Genomic DNA, 19,459 nt, shown 5'->3' with positions numbered 1-19,459 from the left:
TTAAAAGTTACACTATGAAAAAAAACATCGCCATTTTGATGGGAGGATATTCAAGTGAGTTTGAAATCTCTATCCAAAGCGGAAATGTTGTATATAAATATCTCGACAAAGATCAATATCGCCCGTTTAGAATACACATCACTAAAGATGGCTGGTATTATGTAGATGATCATGATCAAAAACACAATATTGATAAAAATGACTTTTCAGTACTATTAGAAGGAACCAAAATTACCTTTGATGCAGCTTTTAATACGGTTCATGGTACTCCGGGAGAAGATGGTCTATTACAAGCATATTTTGAGTTAATAGAAATCCCGCAAACTTCATGTGACTTCTATCAGGCCGGACTTACTTTCAACAAACGTGATTGTATCAGTGCATTAAAGCCTTATGGAATACCAACCGCTACGAATTATTTTTTAAACAAAGGAGATGCTATAGATAGTAAAGCCATCCTAGATAAAGTTGGACTGCCTTGTTTTGTAAAAGCAAATAAAGCAGGAAGCAGCTATGGAGTATCAAAAGTTAAAAAAACAGAAGAACTCCTTCCTGCTATTGAAACTGCCTACAAAGAAGATGATGAAATTATTATAGAATCTTTTTTGAGTGGCACCGAAGTCTCTGTAGGGGTTATACAACATAATGGTATCGATACAGTATTACCAATTACCGAGATTGTAACAGAAAATGAATTCTTTGATTATGAGGCTAAATATTTAGGGCAATCTGAAGAAATCACCCCAGCTCGTTTATCTACAGAGGACACCAAAAAAGTGCATGACCTGGCATTAAAAGTATATCAGATTTTAAAAATGAAAGGGTTTTCGAGAAGTGAATATATCTTTCATAATGGAGAACCTCATTTTGTAGAAATGAACACCAATCCAGGACTAAGTGAGGCAAGTATCTTACCTCAGCAAGCTCAAAAAGCGGGAATAAGCCTAAAGGAGTTGTTCTCTAATGCAATAGAATCTTGTATAAACCAATCAAAATAAAGGTAGTACTCATAAAATTATAATTTGAATTATCTTTGTACATACACCATTAATAGTCAGTAATGAGAAGAGCCGTTTTTCCGGGATCGTTTGACCCAATCACTTTAGGACACTATGATATTATCGAAAGAGGTCTTACTCTTTTTGATGAAGTTATTCTTGCAATAGGCGTAAATTCTGAGAAAAAGTATATGTTTTCTTTAGAAGAACGTAAACATTTTATCGAAGAGGCATTTAAAGATGAGCCAAAAATCAAAGTAATGACCTATAAGGGGTTAACAGTAGATTTTTGTAAGAAACAAAATGCTCAATTTATTTTGAGAGGATTACGCAATCCCGGTGATTTTGAGTTCGAGAAAGCAATTGCTCATACGAATAGAAAAATGTCTGAAATTGAAACCGTGTTTCTACTGACTTCTTCTGGTAAAAGCTATATTTCTTCTTCGATTGTGCGTGATGTAATTCGTAATGGAGGCGATGTCTCTGAGTTGGTTCCTGATACGGTACGATTAAAATAGATTTTTGTGAAAAGAAAAATTGGGTCTGTTGCACTTGTCGTCAGGGATTATGACGAAGCTATTCGTTTTTATGTAGACAAGCTTAATTTTGAGCTTATTGAAGACATTCAACTAGACAATAACAAACGATGGGTTCTTATTGCTCCTAATAATCAAGCAGAAACTAATATCTTGTTAGCAAAAGCTGCTAACTCTAAACAAGAAAAATCAATTGGCAACCAAACTGGTGGTCGCGTATTTCTTTTTCTACATACGGATGATTTCTGGAAAGACTATAACGATATGAAATCTAAAGGAATCTCGTTTCTAGAACAACCAAGAGAAGAGCCCTACGGTACTGTAGTTGTTTTTGAAGATCTATATGGTAATAAATGGGATCTACTAGAGTTAAAAAAACAATAGCGTAGCTCTACAATAATTATTTTACTTACTCTCTAAAATTAAAAAATTACAAAAATAATTTGTAAGGCTCTACCCTATCCCAAACACCTTTTACCTACCTATTTACTGGACAAAACCCCTGTTTCCAACTTCAAAACCAGGCTTTATTAGCATAACTAATTAAACCTTTATCCTATTATCATAGTCAAACATCCAAATGTTATGAGTATGAATAATCACTTATCCGACAAACAAATCCAACACCTTTATTGGCGAGTAGGCTTTGGGATTTCTGCTATAGATCTTAAAAAAGTAAGAACGCTTTCTAAGAATCAAATTACTGATAGATTGTTTACAGAAAGTAAATCAAGTTCTACATTATCCATATTTGATAAAGTATTAGAAAAACGACCTGCTAATTTATCCCCACAAGAGCGCAAGCAATTGAGCCAGCTTCGTAGAAAAAAAATGAATGAGCTTAACGTACTTTGGTTTCAACAATTAATTGATACTCGCCAAACGCTACGAGAAAAGATGACTTTGTTTTTTCATGATCATTTTGCGGTGAGAATCAAAATGCCCAGAGCTAATGTGCATCTTAATAACATAATCCGTAAACACGCATTAGGAAATTTTGGAGACATGCTATTGGAGGTATCAAAATCTCCTGCAATGCTTACTTTTTTGAACAATCGCCAAAATAGAAAAAATCATCCTAATGAAAATTTTGCACGAGAAATTATGGAACTTTTTACTCTTGGCAGAGACAACATATATACAGAAACAGATATTAAAGAAGCTGCCAGAGCTTTTACCGGTTGGAATTTTGATAAAAACGGAACATTTATTTTTAGAATAAAACAGCATGATTATGGTTCTAAAACAGTTTTGGGAAAAACTGGAAACTTTAAAGGAGAAGATATTATCAAAATTCTTTTAGAAGAAAAGCAAACTGCCAAATATATTACTCAAAAATTGTATACCTATTTGGTAAATCCAATTATAAATCAAAATCATGTAGAACAGCTATCCAAAATCTTTTATGATTCCAATTACAACCTTAAAACACTCATTAGATCAATTATTAAAAGTGATTGGTTTTATAATGATGAAAATATTGGTGCCAAAATTAAATCTCCAATTGAATTATTGATTGGACTCAGCAGATCTTTTGAAATCAAATACAATGATCCAAAAACAGTACTCTATTTACAAAAAAAACTAAATCAAATGTTATTTTTTCCTCCTAATGTAGCAGGTTGGCCAGGAGGAAAAACATGGATTGATAATTCTACCCTAATGCTTCGGCTAAAACTACCATCCATACTCCTTAATGGCGGAGTAATCCCATTGATTGATCAAAAAAAGACTGAAAATATGATGGCGAAAGAGCAGTTATATAAAAAAATAAAATCTAAGGTAGAGAAAAAGGTAAAAACCACCTCAAACTGGAATATTTTTCTCTCCACCCTAGGAAGTATAGATGAAACTGAGTTAACCAAATTTATACTTCAACCAGAATTATCCTCAACAGCAAAAAGAGTTATGGCAGCTATAGATATAACGGATACCAAAAGCTTTGTTATTGGTTTATTGAGCTTGCCTGAGTATCAACTTTGCTAAAAACCAAACTACCATGAAGCGAAGAGATTTTTTAAAACAATCAGTTTTTGCGTCGGGAATGACTTTAGTTCCTTCTTTTTTAAAAGGGATGGAATTTTTATCTGCGCATCAGCTATCTGGATACAAGAATGTAATTATCATTCAACTTTCTGGTGGTAATGATGGGTTAAATAGTATTATTCCTATCAGTAATGATATTTACCATAGTCTTAGACCATCAATTGCCAAAAAGAAAACAGAGACTATTAAAATAACGAATGACTTAGCGTTTAATGATAATTTAAAAGAAATCAAAGAACTGTATGATAAAGGTGAAGTATCCATCATTAACAATGTAGGATACCCTAACCCAAATAGATCACATTTTAGAAGTACAGATATCTGGCAATCGGCTTGCGATACAAACCAATATTTACACACCGGTTGGATAGGTCGATATCTCGATGCCAATTGCCAACATTCATATCAGGCGATAGAAGTAGATAATTCATTATCCCTGGCAATGAAAGGAAAGTCTATAAATGGAATGGCTATTTCTGACCCAGATCGATTGTATCGAACCACTCAAGAGCCACTTTTTAAAAATCTAATCTCTACAACCCAAAAAGAAATGTTGGATGACGATAATCAAGGATACCTGTATAAAACTATGTTAGAAACGTACTCCTCAGTTTCTCATATTCATTCTACTTCAAAAATTTATAGAACCACAGCAGAATATCCACAAAACCCTTTTGCGAAAAGCCTAAAAACTATTTCTAATTTTGTAATATCCGGTTTAAAAACAAGAGTATACTATACTTCCCTTGGAGGATTTGATAGTCATGCCAATCAACTAAGCAGTCAGGATAGGTTACTTAAAATCTACTCCAAATCTGTTGGTGCCTTAGTTTCCGATTTAAAGAAAAACAACCGATTTAAAGATACTCTTATTCTTACTTTTTCAGAATTTGGAAGACGAGTAAAACAAAATGGAAGTAAAGGTACAGATCATGGTGCAGCTAATAATGTGATTGTTATTGGTGGTTCATTAAAAAAGGCTGGTGTCTATAATGAATTACCTAATCTTTTTGACTTAGACAAAAATGGCGATATAAAATACTCAATAGACTTTAGAAGTATATATGCTACAATCTTAGGGAATTGGTTAGAAGTCGATGATCAATCTATCTTAAATAAAAAATTTGAAAAACTACGATTTGTCTAACTCAACCTTGTATTCTTAATCCCACAGGCTACAAAAAATAGAATTAATGTATCAATATCTCTCCTGACACACCTTTGTCACCTACCCCATATAACTTTGCAGCACTACTAATTTTAATCTTTAGAATTATGATAAAAACTAAAATTGGTCCTTTCTGGATTGTAGGGATTTCGGTAAAAACATCCAAAAAAGATAAGCGATTTATAAAAGACATTTCTACCCTATGGGATAGATTTATAAATGAAAGTATGTTGTATACAATCCCAAATAAAATTGACGACACTATTTACCTAATGTATATGGATTATAAGAATGAGTATTCAGAAGAATACACAGTGGTATTAGGTTGTAAAGTAAAAAATCTGGATACTATTCCGGATGGAATGACTAGTGCACAAATCCAAAGAAGTACTTATTCTAGATTTACGGCAGAAGGTGATATCACTAAAGGAATTACTTTTAATGAATGGTCCAAAATATGGGAAATTGATATGAATAGAACTTACACAACAGATTTTGAAATGTATGGAGAGGAAGCACAAAACCCTAAGAATGCTGAAGTAGATATTTATGTGGCAATACAATAAGCGTAGCTTGTATTTGAGCTCTATAAAACATGCTTGATGTTTTAAAAAAAGCCTTATAGATCCGTAAATCTATAAGACTTTGTATTGTAATTATTTACACAATAGGCATTCTTTGTTTATTTTCAACTTATATTTTTTATAAAAGACAAAAAAGCGCAACCTTTCTTTCTATTAGAGGTTTGCAACTACATCTTTTTTATACTTTTTTAACAGGGCTCTAGTCATTCCTAGATTTGCCTTTGATGAATCTACGGCCAAGTATATAAAATATTCTCCATTTTCTGAAACATCTATGATATGAATTTGATCAGAAAGTGTGATCATAATATCTTGCACATTGGATTTTAAACCCAAAGCTTTTATAGCACTTCGTTTTGCTTTAACCACTTCTAAATTGTAAGCAGAAGCCGTTTCTGGATCAAACTCTTTTTTTTCAGAATGTGAAGCATAACACACCCCACTACTTACTTCTGTAACAGTAACAGCAATATAACCTGGTACATTGGTTTTGATATCCTCGATAAATTGGTTTAGAAAATCTGACATAGTTTTTATTTAATTTAAATTTATTTACAATATTATTTTAGACAAAGTTATTTTTCAATGGTGCTTACATACTTAAGTAGTAACCCAAATTTTGATAAATCTTTAGACAATAGGAGTATTACAGAATCAGAACCAAGTCTATTTACTATGAAATATCCTTCAGGAGATTTGGCAACTAATTGTTCTAAATTTCCTTCAAATAAGTCTTTAGATAAATCTCTACACATTGAAAATACCGTTTCGGTCATTAAAGCAATATTACTATCATATTCTGCATCCAAAGAATCTATTACTTTACCCTCTTTATCTGCAACAACAATCATATTAGCACCAGTATCTTCTTTTATCTTTTTTAGATCAATCATCCTCTAATATTAATTATAAATACTTTTATTATTTAACAAACATACTGATAAAAATACAATAAAAGATCTCAAAAATAGCATTTTATCGATTATTTTAACCTTAAATCGAAATTATTATGTTTTTTACGTAGTTTTTGTACATAAAATACATAGAGAGAAAAAAAATAACCCATTAATCTAAATTACTTGCATTTTATCGATTTTTTAAATAAATTTATTATCAACAAAATGTTAAATCCTACAATAATATTATACTGACCTAAAAAACAAAATATGATTTCGATAGCATTATCCAGCAGCATAGAACTGAAGGCTATTTTAACTAGTCAAAAAGAAAAATTCAACCAATATAGAATTGGGAACACCAAAACCATCGAGATCATAGAGAAAACAGAAGAAAAAGAATCTTCTGTCTCTATAAAATCTACTAATTCAGGAAATGCTACCGAGTCTACAAAAACTTACACCGAAAAAATCAAAGGAGGATATTTCGGAAGAAGAAGAAGTCGCTATTAATATTATTTCAAAAAAAAAGAATCTATCGACTTATAGAACAGTTTTTTGAAAAAAGAATATTTTATTTAATATCTTTAGGATAGAAGAATTCTTTATAACAACTCATGCAAATCCATGAAACTGCCTTTATCACATCTATGTATAGATCATATCATGAAGATATCAGTAAGGATTTGTATGCCAAATTATGGAATAATCCCAAAACAAATTCACTGATCCCTTCTATTTTGAAAAACGTTTCTAAAGATGAAGCTATTTTGCATAGCCTTAGGAATCGCTTCTTTTATGAGCGTGTAAAGTCTTTTTTCGATAAAAATGATGGTGGTACTTTTATCAATTTTGGTTCAGGCTTTAGCATGTATCAATTTCAAATTAATAAAAATGTAACCACTATAGAGATTGATAAAAAGGATATTATTAATTATAAAAAAGAAAAAATTGACAAATGGATTACCCAAGGCAAATTACCTTTTAGAAAAATCCTTTACACTTCAATTGATTTTAATATACTAACCGAAAGAGAAATTATTAAAATATTACTACCTCTACTACAAAATAAACCTACATTTATTTTAATAGAAGGAGTGCTGTTTTTTTTAAACAGAGATACTACGAATAAACTATTTAGAATTTTTAGGAGAATCCAATCTCCAGGAGATCTTGTGGGTAGTGTTTCTTATCTTCCAGAAATTGAAACCACAGAAGTATACCAGAGATTATTGCGTTATTTTAATGCAAACAACGACGTTGGCGACTCTTTTAATCATCAAACCATCCCCACTTCTTATTACCAAAACACAGAAGGATATCTGTTAAAAGAACATATAGATGAATTTCAGTTATCTCAAATTTATACTTCGAACTCCGCTATTACAAGTAAATCTTCTATACTTAATGAGAACATGTATCTTTTAGAAATGACATAAGCAGATAAATGCCAGACTACTGAAACTTACTTGAATAGAACACTTTTTAATATGATAAAACAATCAATCCAGTAAGTTTCGTGAGTCTAACATTTTTCACACTCAATTAAATAGTGCAAAAAAGAATTATCATGATGATTCTTCAATCCAAAAAAACAATTTATTCACAACTGTCACAGCTTAACAAAAAAATCATCTGATAATTCTAAAAAATGGTTGGTTATGATTTATTTATACAAGACTAGTCAAAGCTTCAGCTTGTCTAGTAACATTTTCGTTATAAAGCCCACTTAATGATTGTACTGCAATAACGGCATCATTACTATTTTGTGCACTATCTGCATTTATCCATACTAGCTGTTGACCGTTACCCTGCAAGTTAAATGCTACAGATTGAGTATCTGATGGTATTATGGTAACATACTGTTGAGAATCTCCAGCATATTTAATTACGTTGTTTGGATCTACTAGTTTGTTTACAATATAAACCTGGGCTTTACTTTCTGTAAACTGCACAGAAGTAAATTGGTTAATATCGCTTTGGATATGACCAGAATACCAGTGAGATTCTGGAACAGCATAAAAACGAGTAAATTTCTTAAATGGCTGCTCCTGTCCATTCAACTGCAATTGTTCATTATTAATTCCTTGAGTATCCAAAGGCATTTTAACGCTACCTATGAAAGCTTGAATTTTTGCTCCTTGATTCCCGCTTGTTACTGCCGCAGAAACTGTATTAGTTTGGCTTCCATTAACAAAACATAACGCAGCCAACCCTTGATTCATAGTAGTACCAGGTACAGTAACCTGTATTGGTGGCTGAGAGTTCGACCAAACAATATCTACTGTTGTCGAAGCATCATTTCCCGCAGCATTATAAAAAAATAAGCAATACAACTGTCCATTATTTAAACTACCTGTACTCGTTGCCGTATCTCCTTGAGATAACTCTATTAAACCCCCATTATTCCAGTTAATTGTTGACATGATTTATTGGTTTTAATTTTAGTCCCTACTCTAGTTAATAAGATTTTCAGGTTCCTCTTGCCGTAATCTAAAATTGATAGTAGCCACTCAATCGAATATTATTTTGATTACCCTTGGTTATTAGTATTTAATTTGTGCGCACTAATTAGATTAGTTTTTAATAGTAATCCAATACTTTAAATGTATAAATTAATTTTAAAAAATTACTACGGAAATCTTACCATATTCCTACTGTTAATATTGCCTTTTTATTATGGTATTTACCTGTAAATCAAAACATTAAACCCTAATATTTTTTACGGTTGTTTCCGAATCATGCGCTATAGTACCTATGGCGGTTTTACTAATAAAACAGTATAAATTACTTCGTAATCTTTTTAGTAATTAATATCGATTATGCCTTAGAAACATTTGGCATAGAAATGGGGAAATTTCACATTTGGTTTGAAAAAAAAAAAAAAATAGAGCTACTAAAAACTAGTCCATTAATTTTTGTCTAGAATAAAAGAGGATATTTATTTGTTTACATAAAATAAAGATTCTAATCATTACTCCCCCTCTTAACAAAAAGGTTGTTGTAAAACTGACACCTAGAAGAAAGAATCGGATATCTAGCTAAAACTATTTACAAAATCAACTTGGTTATATAATTAGCAGGCATAACAATAATTTTTTTAGTGTCTCATCATAAGAATACCACAAACAAATCCAATTATTAAATATACTCCAGAAAGAATAATCATAATCTTTCCTGCCGTTTGCTTTTTATTTTTGAACAAACCTAAACCAATAATAGTAAGAAGTATTGGGGGGCCAAAAAGCAATAAAAAAATCGCTGGAATTAATCCACTAAAATCTGAAACCAATACAATCATACCTGTTCTATTTTAATATTCTACACTAATCTTGGATTGACAGACTTCATCAATTATTAATGATCCCAATCAAGCAAATAGTATCGTCTTCATTCTAAAATCCTGTCATAAGAATACCACAAATCCCTAATCCTACTAATAAATATACTCCTGAGAGAATAAACAAAACTTTTCCTGCAGTTCGCAATTTATTTTTAAACAAGATTAGACCAATAATGGCAAGAATGATAGGAGGCCCAATAAGAATTAAAAGAATTAGAGGAATTATCCCATTAAGATTAGGCTCTAAAAGAATCATATTTGTAATCATATCATTTCGTTTCTTAATTGTTCTAGGTATTCTTGTTTATCATCTCTGTAAAAAAGGTTCATAGTCTCAAAGGGGATTATCTTATAATCCTTATTTACTATATGTACACAAGACTTCTTAATTGCCCTAACATCAAAATTATATGCATCAATAAACTGCATGATTATAATCCTAAACAGGTTATCATACCCCAAGTCTGGAGCATCTATCTCAGGCAAACAACACATTATAGATTTTAGATTTTCTGACGCCGTTTCTACAGAATTTCCTGTACTGAACAATTCTAAAACCTTACCATGTAGTTCCTCGTCCTGCTCATAAACAATGGTATTTTTTCCATTATCCAACAAATCTGCAGGGTTGATATATCTGGTAAGAGGTAAAATTCCTTCTTCATTTTTCAAAGCATACCCCATAACCAAGGCATCTGGATTACAAGGTACTGGAATAAGATCATCAGACTCAAAAACGGGGAACTGTTCTAATATTTTTCTTCGTACTTCAGTCAACGTTATTCTATCTGTCTGAGTATTAAACCCCTCTAATCTTCCAGCAATCTGAGTGGGTTGAAATGTTACTCCACGAACACACTTTTGTTGCACTGCAAATGCCAAAACATCACCAATTTGATCATCATTTAATCCCTTTTCTAATGTAACTACTAATGTAGTTGATAAATTAACATCATTAAGATTTTTGATCGCTTGTTTTCTTATTTTAGTAAGGTCTTCTCCTCTTAATTTCTCCAGAACTTCAGGTTTAAGAGCATCAAACTGAAGATATATCTCAAAATCTGGCATGTATCCCGCCAACCGTTTAGTAAATTTAATATCTTTTGCAATTCGTACCCCATTAGTATTTACCATAAGATGTCTAATTGGTAATTGCTTTGCGTAATCCAAAATTTCGAAAAACTGAGGGTGTATGGTAGGCTCTCCGCCACTTATTTGCACTACATCAGGTTCTTTTTCATTCTCTACTATAGTGTCCAACATTTTTTTTATCTCATCTAATGACCTATGCCTCCCATAATGTGGTGATGAAGAGGCATAACATGTTGGACAAGTAAGATTGCAACGATCTGTTACTTCAATAATGGATAAGCAAGAATGCTGTTCATGATCGGGGCACAATCCGCAATCATAAGGACATCCATAATCTGTAGCTGTATTAAACTTATACGGAAACTCTGATGGTTTATTATAGTTTCTGATATTCTTATAATACTCTATATCATCTGCGATCAGAACTTTTGACCTACCGTGCTCAGGGCAACGTTTAAGCATAAAAACTTTATCGTCTTCAAAAACAATTTTTGCATCAATTCTTTTAAGGCAAGTAGGACAAAGGCTTAATGTATAGTCGTAATACGTATATTTTCTAGTGGGCATGAAATAGGTTTCGAATAGTTCTTTGATAATAAATAATGCATAATATACATAAATACTGAATACTACTTAGACCCAAGACAAAAAAAGTATTAGGTTTCAAAAATTCGATGCAAAACCTAAACAAAAAATAAGAAATCATAAAATATTTAAACTGTAAGCCACTATGCTTTTCTAGTTTACACTTGTATTTTCTTAAAATCACCCACAACATTAATAGAAAAACAACTTCAAACAGAGCTATAGGATATCTCATTATACCATCACCCAGATCCATCCCCAAAAAAGATGATGTTTGTTTACCAAAAGTAAACTCTTTAATCCCTGCCAAAAAGCAACCTATTCTTCCTATGATAATTCCCAAAATAATAGGAAAAGTAAACAAATCTCCAGAAGATTGTTTTTCTCCTATTATCTTCTTTGCAAGTTCCACTCCCAGCAAACCTCCAAAAAGACCTCCCATTATTGTTTTAACACTAAGCAATTCTATTATATATTCTGGTTTTGAGGAAAAAACGGGGTTTTCTAAAAAGCCAAAAAATCTCGAACCAAAAAAAGCACCAAATACAGCTCCAATAATAATAGAAAGCCTATTCGAAGAGGAAATAGGATCTCGAACTCTCCTTTTAAGATACATATAGTATCTGAAACCAACAAAAAAAGCAGCATACTCCAAAATCAAATGAACATTTATCTTATATCCAAAAACAATAGGCTCAAAAGGAATATTCATTTTGTTTAATTAATTCAATTTTAGAATCGGAATATACATCTAAATTATAGAAGTAATTTGGTAATAAATCAGAATCTTTAGGTCAAAAATTGACGTTTTTTTCGCATTAAAAATTTCTTTTTGAAAATATTTTTCTGTTTTTCCCTTAAAATTTAGGGGAAAATACCCCTTTTTTGCACACCATAAATTCTTTCTCCAAAAATCAATCCTCTTACACCTAACGACTTTATTTGCATTTTAACATTAATCAACGGTTAGCTTTGTAAGAATAATCCCATAACCTTGGCAATCAACCTAGTACATTGATTTTTCTTAAGTTTTTTAGGGGCTCAAATAATAATTTCTTGTTAACTTCGTCCAAAATTATTGTTAATATACAAATTAATCAAAATCACTTATTATGAAAAAAAAATACTTATTGGGGTATTCTTTAATGGCTCTATTTTTAATTTTTGCTTCTTGTAACTCAGAAGAAACAGAAAATGAAATAGTAGAGAATGAAATTATTGTACAATCTGAAAAAACCGCTGTTGAGCCAGATTTTATTAAAAACGATGGTTCAGAAGGAATAGAAGATGAACTACAATTGGAAGAAGATGAACCTATCCTTACTACTGATACTGGTTCAAAAAGCTATTCACATTGCAACTACACATTACTAACACCAGCTGATGTAAATATCGAAGCTTGTGGAGAGACTACAACTATGCCTTTATTAGTTGGCTCAAGAAAGCAACGAGTTGGTAGAGTTACTGTATCTAATGATGGAGAAAACTTATACTTGACTTTTAAGGCTAGGTATCGTAACCTTATGAAGAAAGTATATCTTTATGTTGGAGCAAAAGAAAACATACCATTTTACTCTAATGGTTTTCCTAATCTTCGTAAGTTCAACTACAAAGCTTTTCCTTATTACTATGGTGGAATGAAAGAAGCTACTTATGTAATCCCTCTATCTTCAATAGATCTTGATTGCTTCGAGATAGTAGCTTATTCTAAAGTATACAACAAAGACAGTGGATGTTATTACACATCTTTTGCTTATGACAAAACTCTAGACCAGCAATACAGCTATTATGGATGGTGGAGCTGTGTACAATATGGTGATTGGGTAAGATCTTTTGGATATTGCAAACAAGATTGTAAAGCTGATTGTGTACAGGCTTATGGGTACCATGAAGATTGTGGTGTTTGTGAAAACGATGTTTTCAATACTTTCTTTGCATATAGCTTTCTAGACAGTAGAGGTGAAGCTGGAGTTGATGTAGAATTAATAACTAATCCTGATGGATGTGATATTACAAACAGCCCAGAAGTAGGACATCTAAATATTTCTTCTATCAGTGAGACTAAATTAAAAATAGAATACCAATTAAGTGAAGGTTATGAAATGTGTGATCTAAACTTTGATTATGGTACGTCTAAATTTAACACTCCTAACAACTACTCTCAGCAGTTTGACACACCAACTACTTCTTATAGTTTTGAAATTGACAAACTTACTGGAGCTAATATCTGGATAGATAGTAAAGCTAATATTACTCCAAGTAATTAATCAAGTAGCAAACAAGATATCCTTATTGATATAAAAACAGGGATAAGATTTCTAAATCTTATCCCTGTGCTTTTTGATTATTCACTCATACCAGCACATCATGTTATCCTAGATCATCAATTACTTCATATAGTATTAAAATTAGAAGCTAGTATGTAGACCGAATAATTAAATAAGTTATCCTTATTAACACAAAAACAAGGGATAAGATTTCTAAATCTCACCCCTTGTTTCTTTACTTATTTTAAAAGCTTAAGACCTACTCCATTGCTCTAGCCATGACATGATATCTTGGATCATCAATATCATGTTCTATAACACTAGCCAATCTAGGAGATGCTTTAATCATTAATGCCTGACACTCTTCACTAAGGTGTTTTATTTTCACTTTCTTACCTGCTTCTTCATATTTTCCTACTAGATTAAAAATAGCCTCCAAAGCAGAGTGATCACTTACTCTAGACTCGATAAAATCGATTTCTATATTTTCGGGATCATTTGCAACATCAAATTTATTATTAAAAGCTTGTATACTTCCAAAAAATAGAGGTCCCCATATTTCATATACTTTAGTACCATTCTCCAGAACATGCTTTCTTGCACGGATACGTCTTGCATTTTCCCAGGCAAACACCAAGGCAGACATAATTACACCTGCAATTACTGCTACTGCCAAATCAAAAAATACGGTTAATGAAGAAACAGCAATCAAAACAATAGCATCTGAAAGAGGAATCTTATTCAGAATTCTAAAACTTGACCATGCAAAAGTTCCGATTACAACCATAAACATCACTCCAACTAAAGCTGCAATTGGTACTTGCTCTATTAAACCAGAAGCAAACAGTATAAACAACAATAACGTTACGGCAGCAACAATACCAGAGAGTCTAGTTCTACCTCCTCCTTTTATATTAATAATTGATTGACCTATCATAGCACATCCTCCCATTCCTCCAAATAGTCCTGTTATGATATTTGCTCCACCTTGCGCCAAACATTCTCGGTTAGAATTACCTCGGGTTTCTGTTAATTCATCAATAAGATTTAATGTCATCAAAGATTCTATTAGTCCAATAGCAGCAAGTATCACTGCATAAGGTGCTATAAACCTAAACGTCTCCCAATTCATTGGTATTTTATTAAAAATATCAAACTGAAATTGCGGCAAACCACCTTTTAAACCTTCTCCACCACCATCTCTAATAAAACTTCCTACAGTAGCTACATCAAGTTTTCCTAATATTACAATTGCAGAAACCACAACAATAGCTAGTAATGCTTCAGGAAGCTTATTTGTTAATTTTGGTAGCCCCCACATTATCAACATAGTTAACAACACCAACCCAAACATTAATAACAACTGATCGGTAGGAATCCAGGATTTAACCTTACCTTTTTTAGTAATATTATAGATCGCCTTATCTTTAAAATTAAATACTACCTCTTTAGAGTCCAAATCAAAGACCTGCCCTTCATGCAGCATATATTTTCCTTCTTTAGAATCTATATCTTCTAATCGGTTATTATTTAAAGTAAATAAAGCTTTTCCAGTTACAATATCGTATACCTTATTATCATCTCTAATTTCAAATTTTTTATCGATTGACTCAGTGGCATACTTGTCATTTCCAAATATATCCTTCTCTCCTTCTTTAAACATTCCTAGCTGAGAAAGAAAGATTACAATTGCCAAACCATTTACAAATCCCATCATTACAGGGTGTGGTATTAGACGCACGAATTTACCTAGCTTCAAAACACCAGCTAACATTTGAATAATTCCCATAAGAATTACTGTTGCAAACAAATAATACAACCCTAATTCTTCTCCAGGAGCTCCCATTGCATTACCTTCTGCCACCAGACTTACCATAACTACTGCTAATGCTCCGGTAGCACCCGAAATCATCCCTGGTCGCCCTCCAAAAACAGAAGTTATTAATCCAATCATAAATGCAGCATACAATCCTACTAGTGGATCTACTCCGGCTACAAAGGCAAAAGCTACAGCCTCAGGAACTAATGCTAACGCAACTGTTAAGCCAGATAAAACATCATTCTTGGCATTTGCTACTCTTTTTCGTACAAACTCTGTCATAGTTGTGGTATTTGAGGCTGCAAAAATACAGTTATTTTACTGGTTGACAAGTAAAATAAAAGTCTATTCTGTTTCTACAATCCTACTAAAACGTTATAGAAGATTCTAAAACTTGAAATCTTAGTATATTTAGCCCTCATAAACAATTTACATGCAAAAAATCACTTCTATTATATGCTTCCTAGTCATTGTATCATGTAATACTGTAGAAAAAAAAGATACAGAGAATTATGACTTTACTACTATTTTTGAGAAAAGCAAAGGAACCGAAACTTCAACTTATCCCGAAATAATAAAGTTCTATCAAAATCTGGCAGAAACATATTCTTTTATCAATATCAAGGAAATAGAAACAACAGACAGTGGAAATCCTTTACATATAGTCACCCTTAATCCAGATGCAATCTTTGATTTTGAAAAAATTAGACAAACAAAACGAGTATTACTAATCAATAATGGCATACACCCTGGAGAGAGTGATGGTATAGATGCCACTATGTTATTGTTTAGAGATATTGCAATTGGCAAAATTAAGCTCCCTGCAGCTACTGTCATAGCTACAATTCCTGTTTATAATATCGGAGGAGCTTTGAATAGAAACTCAGGAACTAGAACAAATCAAAATGGTCCTAAATCGTATGGCTTTAGAGGGAATGCCCGAAATTATGACCTAAATCGCGATTTTATAAAAAACGATACTAAAAATGCACAAGCTTTTTCTAAAATTTTCCATTTACTACAACCTGATGTTTTTATTGATAATCACGTAAGTAATGGAGCAGATTACCAATACACTCTTACGCATTTATTTACCCAACATAATAAATTAGGTGGCGAATTAGGAAATTATCTACATACAAAAATGCACCCTCAACTAGAAACATTGCTTAACACTAAAAAATGGGACATTACTCCATATGTAAATGTATGGGGAACAACTCCGGACAAAGGCTGGACACAGTTTATGGATTCTCCTAGATATTCTACCGGGTATACCACACTTTGGAACACGCTAGGCATGATGGTAGAAACTCATATGCTAAAACCATACAAACAAAGAGTAGAAGGAACTTATGAGCTTATGAAATCTATGATTGATATTGTAGAAAAAGATGGTGAAAAAATTCGGCAAATGCGTAAAAAAGCATTCATAGAACAATCCAAACAAGAGGTATATTCTATAAATTGGAAAGTAGACACTGCACAGGTAACAAAGTTTAATTTTAAAGGATATGAAGGAGAGTTTATAGATAGCAAAATTACTGGAGCAAAACGATTAAAGTACAATAGAAGCAAACCATTTATAAAGGAAGTAAAATACCAAAATTATTTCAAGCCTACTACTCAAATAACTGTTCCCAAAGCATATATTATACCTAAAGGATGGTGGAACGTAACCAATCTATTACAATTAAACAATATCGAGTTTAATGTTTTAGAAAATGATTCTGTTGCAGTAGTCGAAGTATATCATATCCATGATTACAAAACACGAACTTCTCCTTATGAAGGTCACTATCTGCATTATCAAACCTCTATTAGAAAAAACAGCGAGAAAGTTACTTTGAAAAAAGGAGATATTATTGTCCACACTAACCAAAAAGGCTTTAGGTATCTTATAGAAACATTAGAACCCGAAGCGCCTGACTCCTTTTTTAACTGGAACTTCTTTGATACAATTTTACAGCAAAAAGAAGGATTTTCACCTTATGTCTGGGAGGACAAAGCGGCTAAACTTTTAGATAGTAATCGTGAGTTACAAGATCAATTTTTACTCAAAAAAAAGGATACAACTTTTGCCAATAATTGGTACGCTCAATTAGACTGGTTACACAAACAATCTAGTAATTATGAAGATGCACATATGAAATATCCTATATACAGAATTGCAAGATAAAACCTTATTTTTTTTGCCCAAACTTATTTGCTAGTAATACCCACAACTCTGTATCCCCATGATCATAACCTAATGCCCATATCCCAACCCCTGACAGTTTTTTGCTTTTAACCCAATCATACTTATGCGACAGAGATAAACTATCATCAAACCAGAGTTGATTCATTACTCCATTTTCTTCATAAACACTATATTGAGTAGAACTTATTGTATCAAAACTTGTAGGATACTTATTCAAATCAAGTAGCTCTTTTGTAGAACTGTATTCCTCATGTGCTAGAAATTTTTCTACCTTACTAGGTATGGGCACGTTATCAGTTTGCCATTTTGCTCCGTAATAAGGAAGCCCTACAATCAGTTTTTTTGACTCAACTCCTTCTTTTAAATAATATTCTACAGAAGATTCAATACTATTTCTTCCCCAAACTTCACTACTTCTTAAAGGAGATACGGGTCCAGCATTTTTACTAAATCCTCCATAATAATCATACGCCATTAATGTATAAAAGTCTACATATGGATTTATTAGTTTTATATCAAAAATAGTATTATAATCTACAGCATATAGTGCTACAGAAACCATATGACCAGGGTTCTTTTTTCTCAATTCTTTAGATAATAGAATTATAAAATCACTAAATTTCTTTTTACTTTTAGAATGAATTCCCTCAAAATCAATATTTACTCCACTGGCTCCTCTATAGGTTAATAAAGAACTTAAACTATCAATTAATGTTTTCTGAGCATTAGGATTGTTTAAAAAAATAGTATTATCACGAGCTCCAAAATTAGATACACTAAGAAACACTTTACAGTTTTTCACTTTTGCACTATCAATAAGAGCTGTTGTTTTCCATTGATGTATATTTTTGTAACTACCTGTCTCTGGATTAACTATATAAGAGAAATAAGAAATACCCCATAATAAAGAGAAGTTATAGTTTTTATATGCAGATCCTTTTGAATAAAGGTGCCATCCAAAAGTTTTATAGTCCTTATGAACAACATCATTACTAGAGTGTTTAGGGTACTCGAACACATTATTTAGACTGTCCCATTGCTTCTCTGTAGTAAAATTATAATTAGAAAATTGTTTATAGTGCTTATAATTAGGCCCAACATACTCACTTAAAGAGTCTTTACTATTTACCTCTCGTTCTTTTTCTTTATTTCTTTTAGTACTACAAGCAACGGTTAAGGTAAAGATGAAAAAAAGAAGGGTAAGTCCATTAGTTTTCATTTTTATGATATTTTAGGTTTAAGAGTTACTCCCGCATGTTGGTCATATGCAGGTTCTAAGAAGATGGTGATCTTCCTTTTTACTTATATTATTTTTAGGTTAAATAATCATGAGAGAACAATAATTTTATATTAGCATAAGAATCTTGCAAAGCTTTTTTAGCTTTTTTGGTATTTTTCCACCTCACCTTAGTGATGCCTTCATTTTTCTGTGGCACCAATTCACCATTATAATTTGTTTTCATTTCAAACCAATAGGTAACCTTCAACCTAAATTCTCCATTTCTTTTAAACACATGGTAACTACGGTACAAAAATTTGGTAATCTCTAACCCAGAAACACCAGTTTCTTCTTCTACCTCTCTCATTGCAGCAGTTTCCATATCTTCCTTTTTCTCTACCTTTCCTTTTGGCAGATCCCATTTTCCGTTACGGCGAATAAACAAAATATCTTTATCCTTATTGTAAACTTTTCCTCCTCCTGCAATAACTACGGGTAGTTTGGCGTATAGATGTTCTATAAGTTTATCTTCCTTTTTATGATAAAGATGAAATTTTGCCTCTTCATTATTGGCTTCTTTGATCAAGATATCTCTTATAATAGTAGGAAAATCAGCCTCTTTAATTGGGATCGTTTCATAATCCTCAACAGACTTTTTTGTAGAAAGAATAATAGGAGTATTATTCACAAAAACTTTATACATTTG

At 32.0% G+C, this 19,459-nt stretch carries 20 protein-coding genes; 10 read left to right on the top strand and 10 right to left on the bottom strand.

The genetic code is table 11. The features are described 5' to 3' along the window. Nucleotides 1–14 precede the first annotated feature (14 nt). The 6 genes from C1X07_RS20680 (at nt 15) to C1X07_RS20655 (ending at nt 5,314) form a co-directional block, all read left to right on the top strand. Complete coding sequence (locus tag C1X07_RS20680; RefSeq protein ID WP_103071951.1) at nt 15–998, top strand: D-alanine--D-alanine ligase; 984 nt, start codon at nt 15–17, stop codon at nt 996–998. A 62-nt stretch (nt 999–1,060) separates the two neighbouring features. After that, a complete protein-coding gene (gene coaD / locus C1X07_RS20675; protein WP_103071950.1) occupies nt 1,061–1,516 on the top strand; it encodes a pantetheine-phosphate adenylyltransferase in 456 nt (151 codons plus the stop codon). A 6-nt stretch (nt 1,517–1,522) separates the two neighbouring features. Beyond that, on the top strand, nt 1,523–1,918 hold the full coding sequence (locus tag C1X07_RS20670) for a VOC family protein (protein WP_103071949.1): 396 nt from the start codon (nt 1,523–1,525) through the stop codon (nt 1,916–1,918). Nucleotides 1,919–2,125: 207 nt separating this feature from the next. Beyond that, nucleotides 2,126–3,520, top strand: a complete 1,395-nt coding sequence (locus tag C1X07_RS20665) for a DUF1800 domain-containing protein (RefSeq protein WP_164914214.1) — start codon at nt 2,126–2,128, stop codon at nt 3,518–3,520. 13 nt (nt 3,521–3,533) lie between these two features. After that, nucleotides 3,534–4,727, top strand: a complete 1,194-nt coding sequence (locus C1X07_RS20660) for a DUF1501 domain-containing protein (protein WP_103071947.1) — start codon at nt 3,534–3,536, stop codon at nt 4,725–4,727. A gap of 128 nt (nt 4,728–4,855) precedes the next feature. Then, a complete protein-coding gene (locus tag C1X07_RS20655; RefSeq protein ID WP_103071946.1) occupies nt 4,856–5,314 on the top strand; it encodes a GyrI-like domain-containing protein in 459 nt (152 codons plus the stop codon). Nucleotides 5,315–5,485: 171 nt separating this feature from the next. Here C1X07_RS20655 and C1X07_RS20650 read toward each other — a convergent pair whose 3' ends face one another. Both C1X07_RS20650 and C1X07_RS20645 read right to left on the bottom strand, forming a co-directional pair. Then, nucleotides 5,486–5,860: a hypothetical protein gene (locus tag C1X07_RS20650; protein WP_103071945.1), complete on the bottom strand. Its 375-nt coding sequence runs from the start codon at nt 5,858–5,860 to the stop codon at nt 5,486–5,488. 47 nt (nt 5,861–5,907) lie between these two features. Further along, entirely contained in the window at nt 5,908–6,225 is a 318-nt protein-coding gene (locus C1X07_RS20645) for a roadblock/LC7 domain-containing protein (RefSeq protein ID WP_103071944.1), read from the bottom strand. 273 nt (nt 6,226–6,498) lie between these two features. Here C1X07_RS20645 and C1X07_RS20640 point away from each other — a divergent pair, with 273 nt between their 5' ends. Continuing rightward, the gene (locus C1X07_RS20640; protein WP_103071943.1) at nt 6,499–6,741 is read left to right on the top strand and encodes a hypothetical protein; all 243 of its coding nucleotides are present in this window, start codon (nt 6,499–6,501) and stop codon (nt 6,739–6,741) included. 104 nt (nt 6,742–6,845) lie between these two features. Further along, on the top strand, nt 6,846–7,667 hold the full coding sequence (locus tag C1X07_RS20635; RefSeq protein WP_103071942.1) for a class I SAM-dependent methyltransferase: 822 nt from the start codon (nt 6,846–6,848) through the stop codon (nt 7,665–7,667). A 231-nt stretch (nt 7,668–7,898) separates the two neighbouring features. Here C1X07_RS20635 and C1X07_RS20630 read toward each other — a convergent pair whose 3' ends face one another. From C1X07_RS20630 to C1X07_RS20610, 5 genes are all read right to left on the bottom strand, one after another. Then, a complete protein-coding gene (locus tag C1X07_RS20630; protein WP_103071941.1) occupies nt 7,899–8,654 on the bottom strand; it encodes a hypothetical protein in 756 nt (251 codons plus the stop codon). A gap of 674 nt (nt 8,655–9,328) precedes the next feature. Next, a complete protein-coding gene (locus C1X07_RS20625) occupies nt 9,329–9,529 on the bottom strand; it encodes a hypothetical protein (protein ID WP_103071940.1) in 201 nt (66 codons plus the stop codon). A 94-nt stretch (nt 9,530–9,623) separates the two neighbouring features. Continuing rightward, nucleotides 9,624–9,839, bottom strand: coding sequence for a hypothetical protein (locus C1X07_RS20620; RefSeq protein WP_206604262.1), 216 nt, complete (start codon nt 9,837–9,839; stop codon nt 9,624–9,626). Further along, nucleotides 9,836–11,230: a radical SAM protein gene (locus tag C1X07_RS20615; protein WP_103071939.1), complete on the bottom strand. Its 1,395-nt coding sequence runs from the start codon at nt 11,228–11,230 to the stop codon at nt 9,836–9,838. The genes C1X07_RS20620 and C1X07_RS20615 overlap by 4 nt, the downstream gene beginning before the upstream one ends. Beyond that, on the bottom strand, nt 11,220–11,960 hold the full coding sequence (locus C1X07_RS20610; RefSeq protein WP_103071938.1) for a prolipoprotein diacylglyceryl transferase family protein: 741 nt from the start codon (nt 11,958–11,960) through the stop codon (nt 11,220–11,222). Before C1X07_RS20610 ends, C1X07_RS20615 begins: the two co-directional genes overlap by 11 nt. A 400-nt stretch (nt 11,961–12,360) precedes the next feature. Between C1X07_RS20610 and C1X07_RS20605 the strand changes: the two genes are divergently transcribed. After that, a complete protein-coding gene (locus tag C1X07_RS20605; RefSeq protein ID WP_103071937.1) occupies nt 12,361–13,515 on the top strand; it encodes a hypothetical protein in 1,155 nt (384 codons plus the stop codon). Between the two features lie 259 nt (nt 13,516–13,774). On the opposite strand, the gene C1X07_RS20600 is transcribed toward C1X07_RS20605, so the two are convergent. Then, the gene (locus tag C1X07_RS20600; RefSeq protein WP_103071936.1) at nt 13,775–15,616 is read right to left on the bottom strand and encodes a SulP family inorganic anion transporter; all 1,842 of its coding nucleotides are present in this window, start codon (nt 15,614–15,616) and stop codon (nt 13,775–13,777) included. A 151-nt stretch (nt 15,617–15,767) separates the two neighbouring features. Here C1X07_RS20600 and C1X07_RS20595 point away from each other — a divergent pair, with 151 nt between their 5' ends. Then, nucleotides 15,768–17,513, top strand: a complete 1,746-nt coding sequence (locus C1X07_RS20595; RefSeq protein ID WP_103071935.1) for a M14 family metallopeptidase — start codon at nt 15,768–15,770, stop codon at nt 17,511–17,513. 4 nt (nt 17,514–17,517) lie between these two features. Here the strand turns inward: C1X07_RS20595 and C1X07_RS20590 are convergent, their stop codons facing one another. Next, the gene (locus C1X07_RS20590) at nt 17,518–18,753 is read right to left on the bottom strand and encodes a glycosyl hydrolase family 18 protein (protein WP_103071934.1); all 1,236 of its coding nucleotides are present in this window, start codon (nt 18,751–18,753) and stop codon (nt 17,518–17,520) included. 94 nt (nt 18,754–18,847) lie between these two features. Further along, entirely contained in the window at nt 18,848–19,456 is a 609-nt protein-coding gene (locus tag C1X07_RS20585; protein ID WP_103071933.1) for an NUDIX hydrolase, read from the bottom strand. Between the last annotated feature and the right edge of the window lie 3 nt (nt 19,457–19,459).

The sequence above is a fragment of the Aquimarina sediminis genome (assembly GCF_002895435.1).
In the GTDB taxonomy this organism is placed as follows: domain Bacteria; phylum Bacteroidota; class Bacteroidia; order Flavobacteriales; family Flavobacteriaceae; genus Aquimarina; species Aquimarina sediminis.
Note: the sequence above shows the minus strand (reverse complement) of the source record. Positions and strands in the feature narration are given on the sequence as shown.

Coding starts and splice junctions, on each gene's coding strand:
- C1X07_RS20605 (WP_103071937.1), top strand. CDS start 12,361: ATGAAAAAAAAATACTTATTGGGGTATTCTTTAATGGCTCTATTTTTA.
- C1X07_RS20610 (WP_103071938.1), bottom strand. CDS start 11,960: ATGAATATTCCTTTTGAGCCTATTGTTTTTGGATATAAGATAAATGTT.
- C1X07_RS20595 (WP_103071935.1), top strand. CDS start 15,768: ATGCAAAAAATCACTTCTATTATATGCTTCCTAGTCATTGTATCATGT.
- C1X07_RS20635 (WP_103071942.1), top strand. CDS start 6,846: ATGCAAATCCATGAAACTGCCTTTATCACATCTATGTATAGATCATAT.
- C1X07_RS20655 (WP_103071946.1), top strand. CDS start 4,856: ATGATAAAAACTAAAATTGGTCCTTTCTGGATTGTAGGGATTTCGGTA.
- C1X07_RS20640 (WP_103071943.1), top strand. CDS start 6,499: ATGATTTCGATAGCATTATCCAGCAGCATAGAACTGAAGGCTATTTTA.
- coaD (WP_103071950.1), top strand. CDS start 1,061: ATGAGAAGAGCCGTTTTTCCGGGATCGTTTGACCCAATCACTTTAGGA.
- C1X07_RS20620 (WP_206604262.1), bottom strand. CDS start 9,839: ATGATTACAAATATGATTCTTTTAGAGCCTAATCTTAATGGGATAATT.
- C1X07_RS20630 (WP_103071941.1), bottom strand. CDS start 8,654: ATGTCAACAATTAACTGGAATAATGGGGGTTTAATAGAGTTATCTCAA.
- C1X07_RS20650 (WP_103071945.1), bottom strand. CDS start 5,860: ATGTCAGATTTTCTAAACCAATTTATCGAGGATATCAAAACCAATGTA.
- C1X07_RS20625 (WP_103071940.1), bottom strand. CDS start 9,529: ATGATTGTATTGGTTTCAGATTTTAGTGGATTAATTCCAGCGATTTTT.
- C1X07_RS20585 (WP_103071933.1), bottom strand. CDS start 19,456: ATGTATAAAGTTTTTGTGAATAATACTCCTATTATTCTTTCTACAAAA.
- C1X07_RS20645 (WP_103071944.1), bottom strand. CDS start 6,225: ATGATTGATCTAAAAAAGATAAAAGAAGATACTGGTGCTAATATGATT.
- C1X07_RS20660 (WP_103071947.1), top strand. CDS start 3,534: ATGAAGCGAAGAGATTTTTTAAAACAATCAGTTTTTGCGTCGGGAATG.
- C1X07_RS20615 (WP_103071939.1), bottom strand. CDS start 11,230: ATGCCCACTAGAAAATATACGTATTACGACTATACATTAAGCCTTTGT.
- C1X07_RS20665 (WP_164914214.1), top strand. CDS start 2,126: ATGAATAATCACTTATCCGACAAACAAATCCAACACCTTTATTGGCGA.
- C1X07_RS20680 (WP_103071951.1), top strand. CDS start 15: ATGAAAAAAAACATCGCCATTTTGATGGGAGGATATTCAAGTGAGTTT.
- C1X07_RS20590 (WP_103071934.1), bottom strand. CDS start 18,753: ATGAAAACTAATGGACTTACCCTTCTTTTTTTCATCTTTACCTTAACC.
- C1X07_RS20600 (WP_103071936.1), bottom strand. CDS start 15,616: ATGACAGAGTTTGTACGAAAAAGAGTAGCAAATGCCAAGAATGATGTT.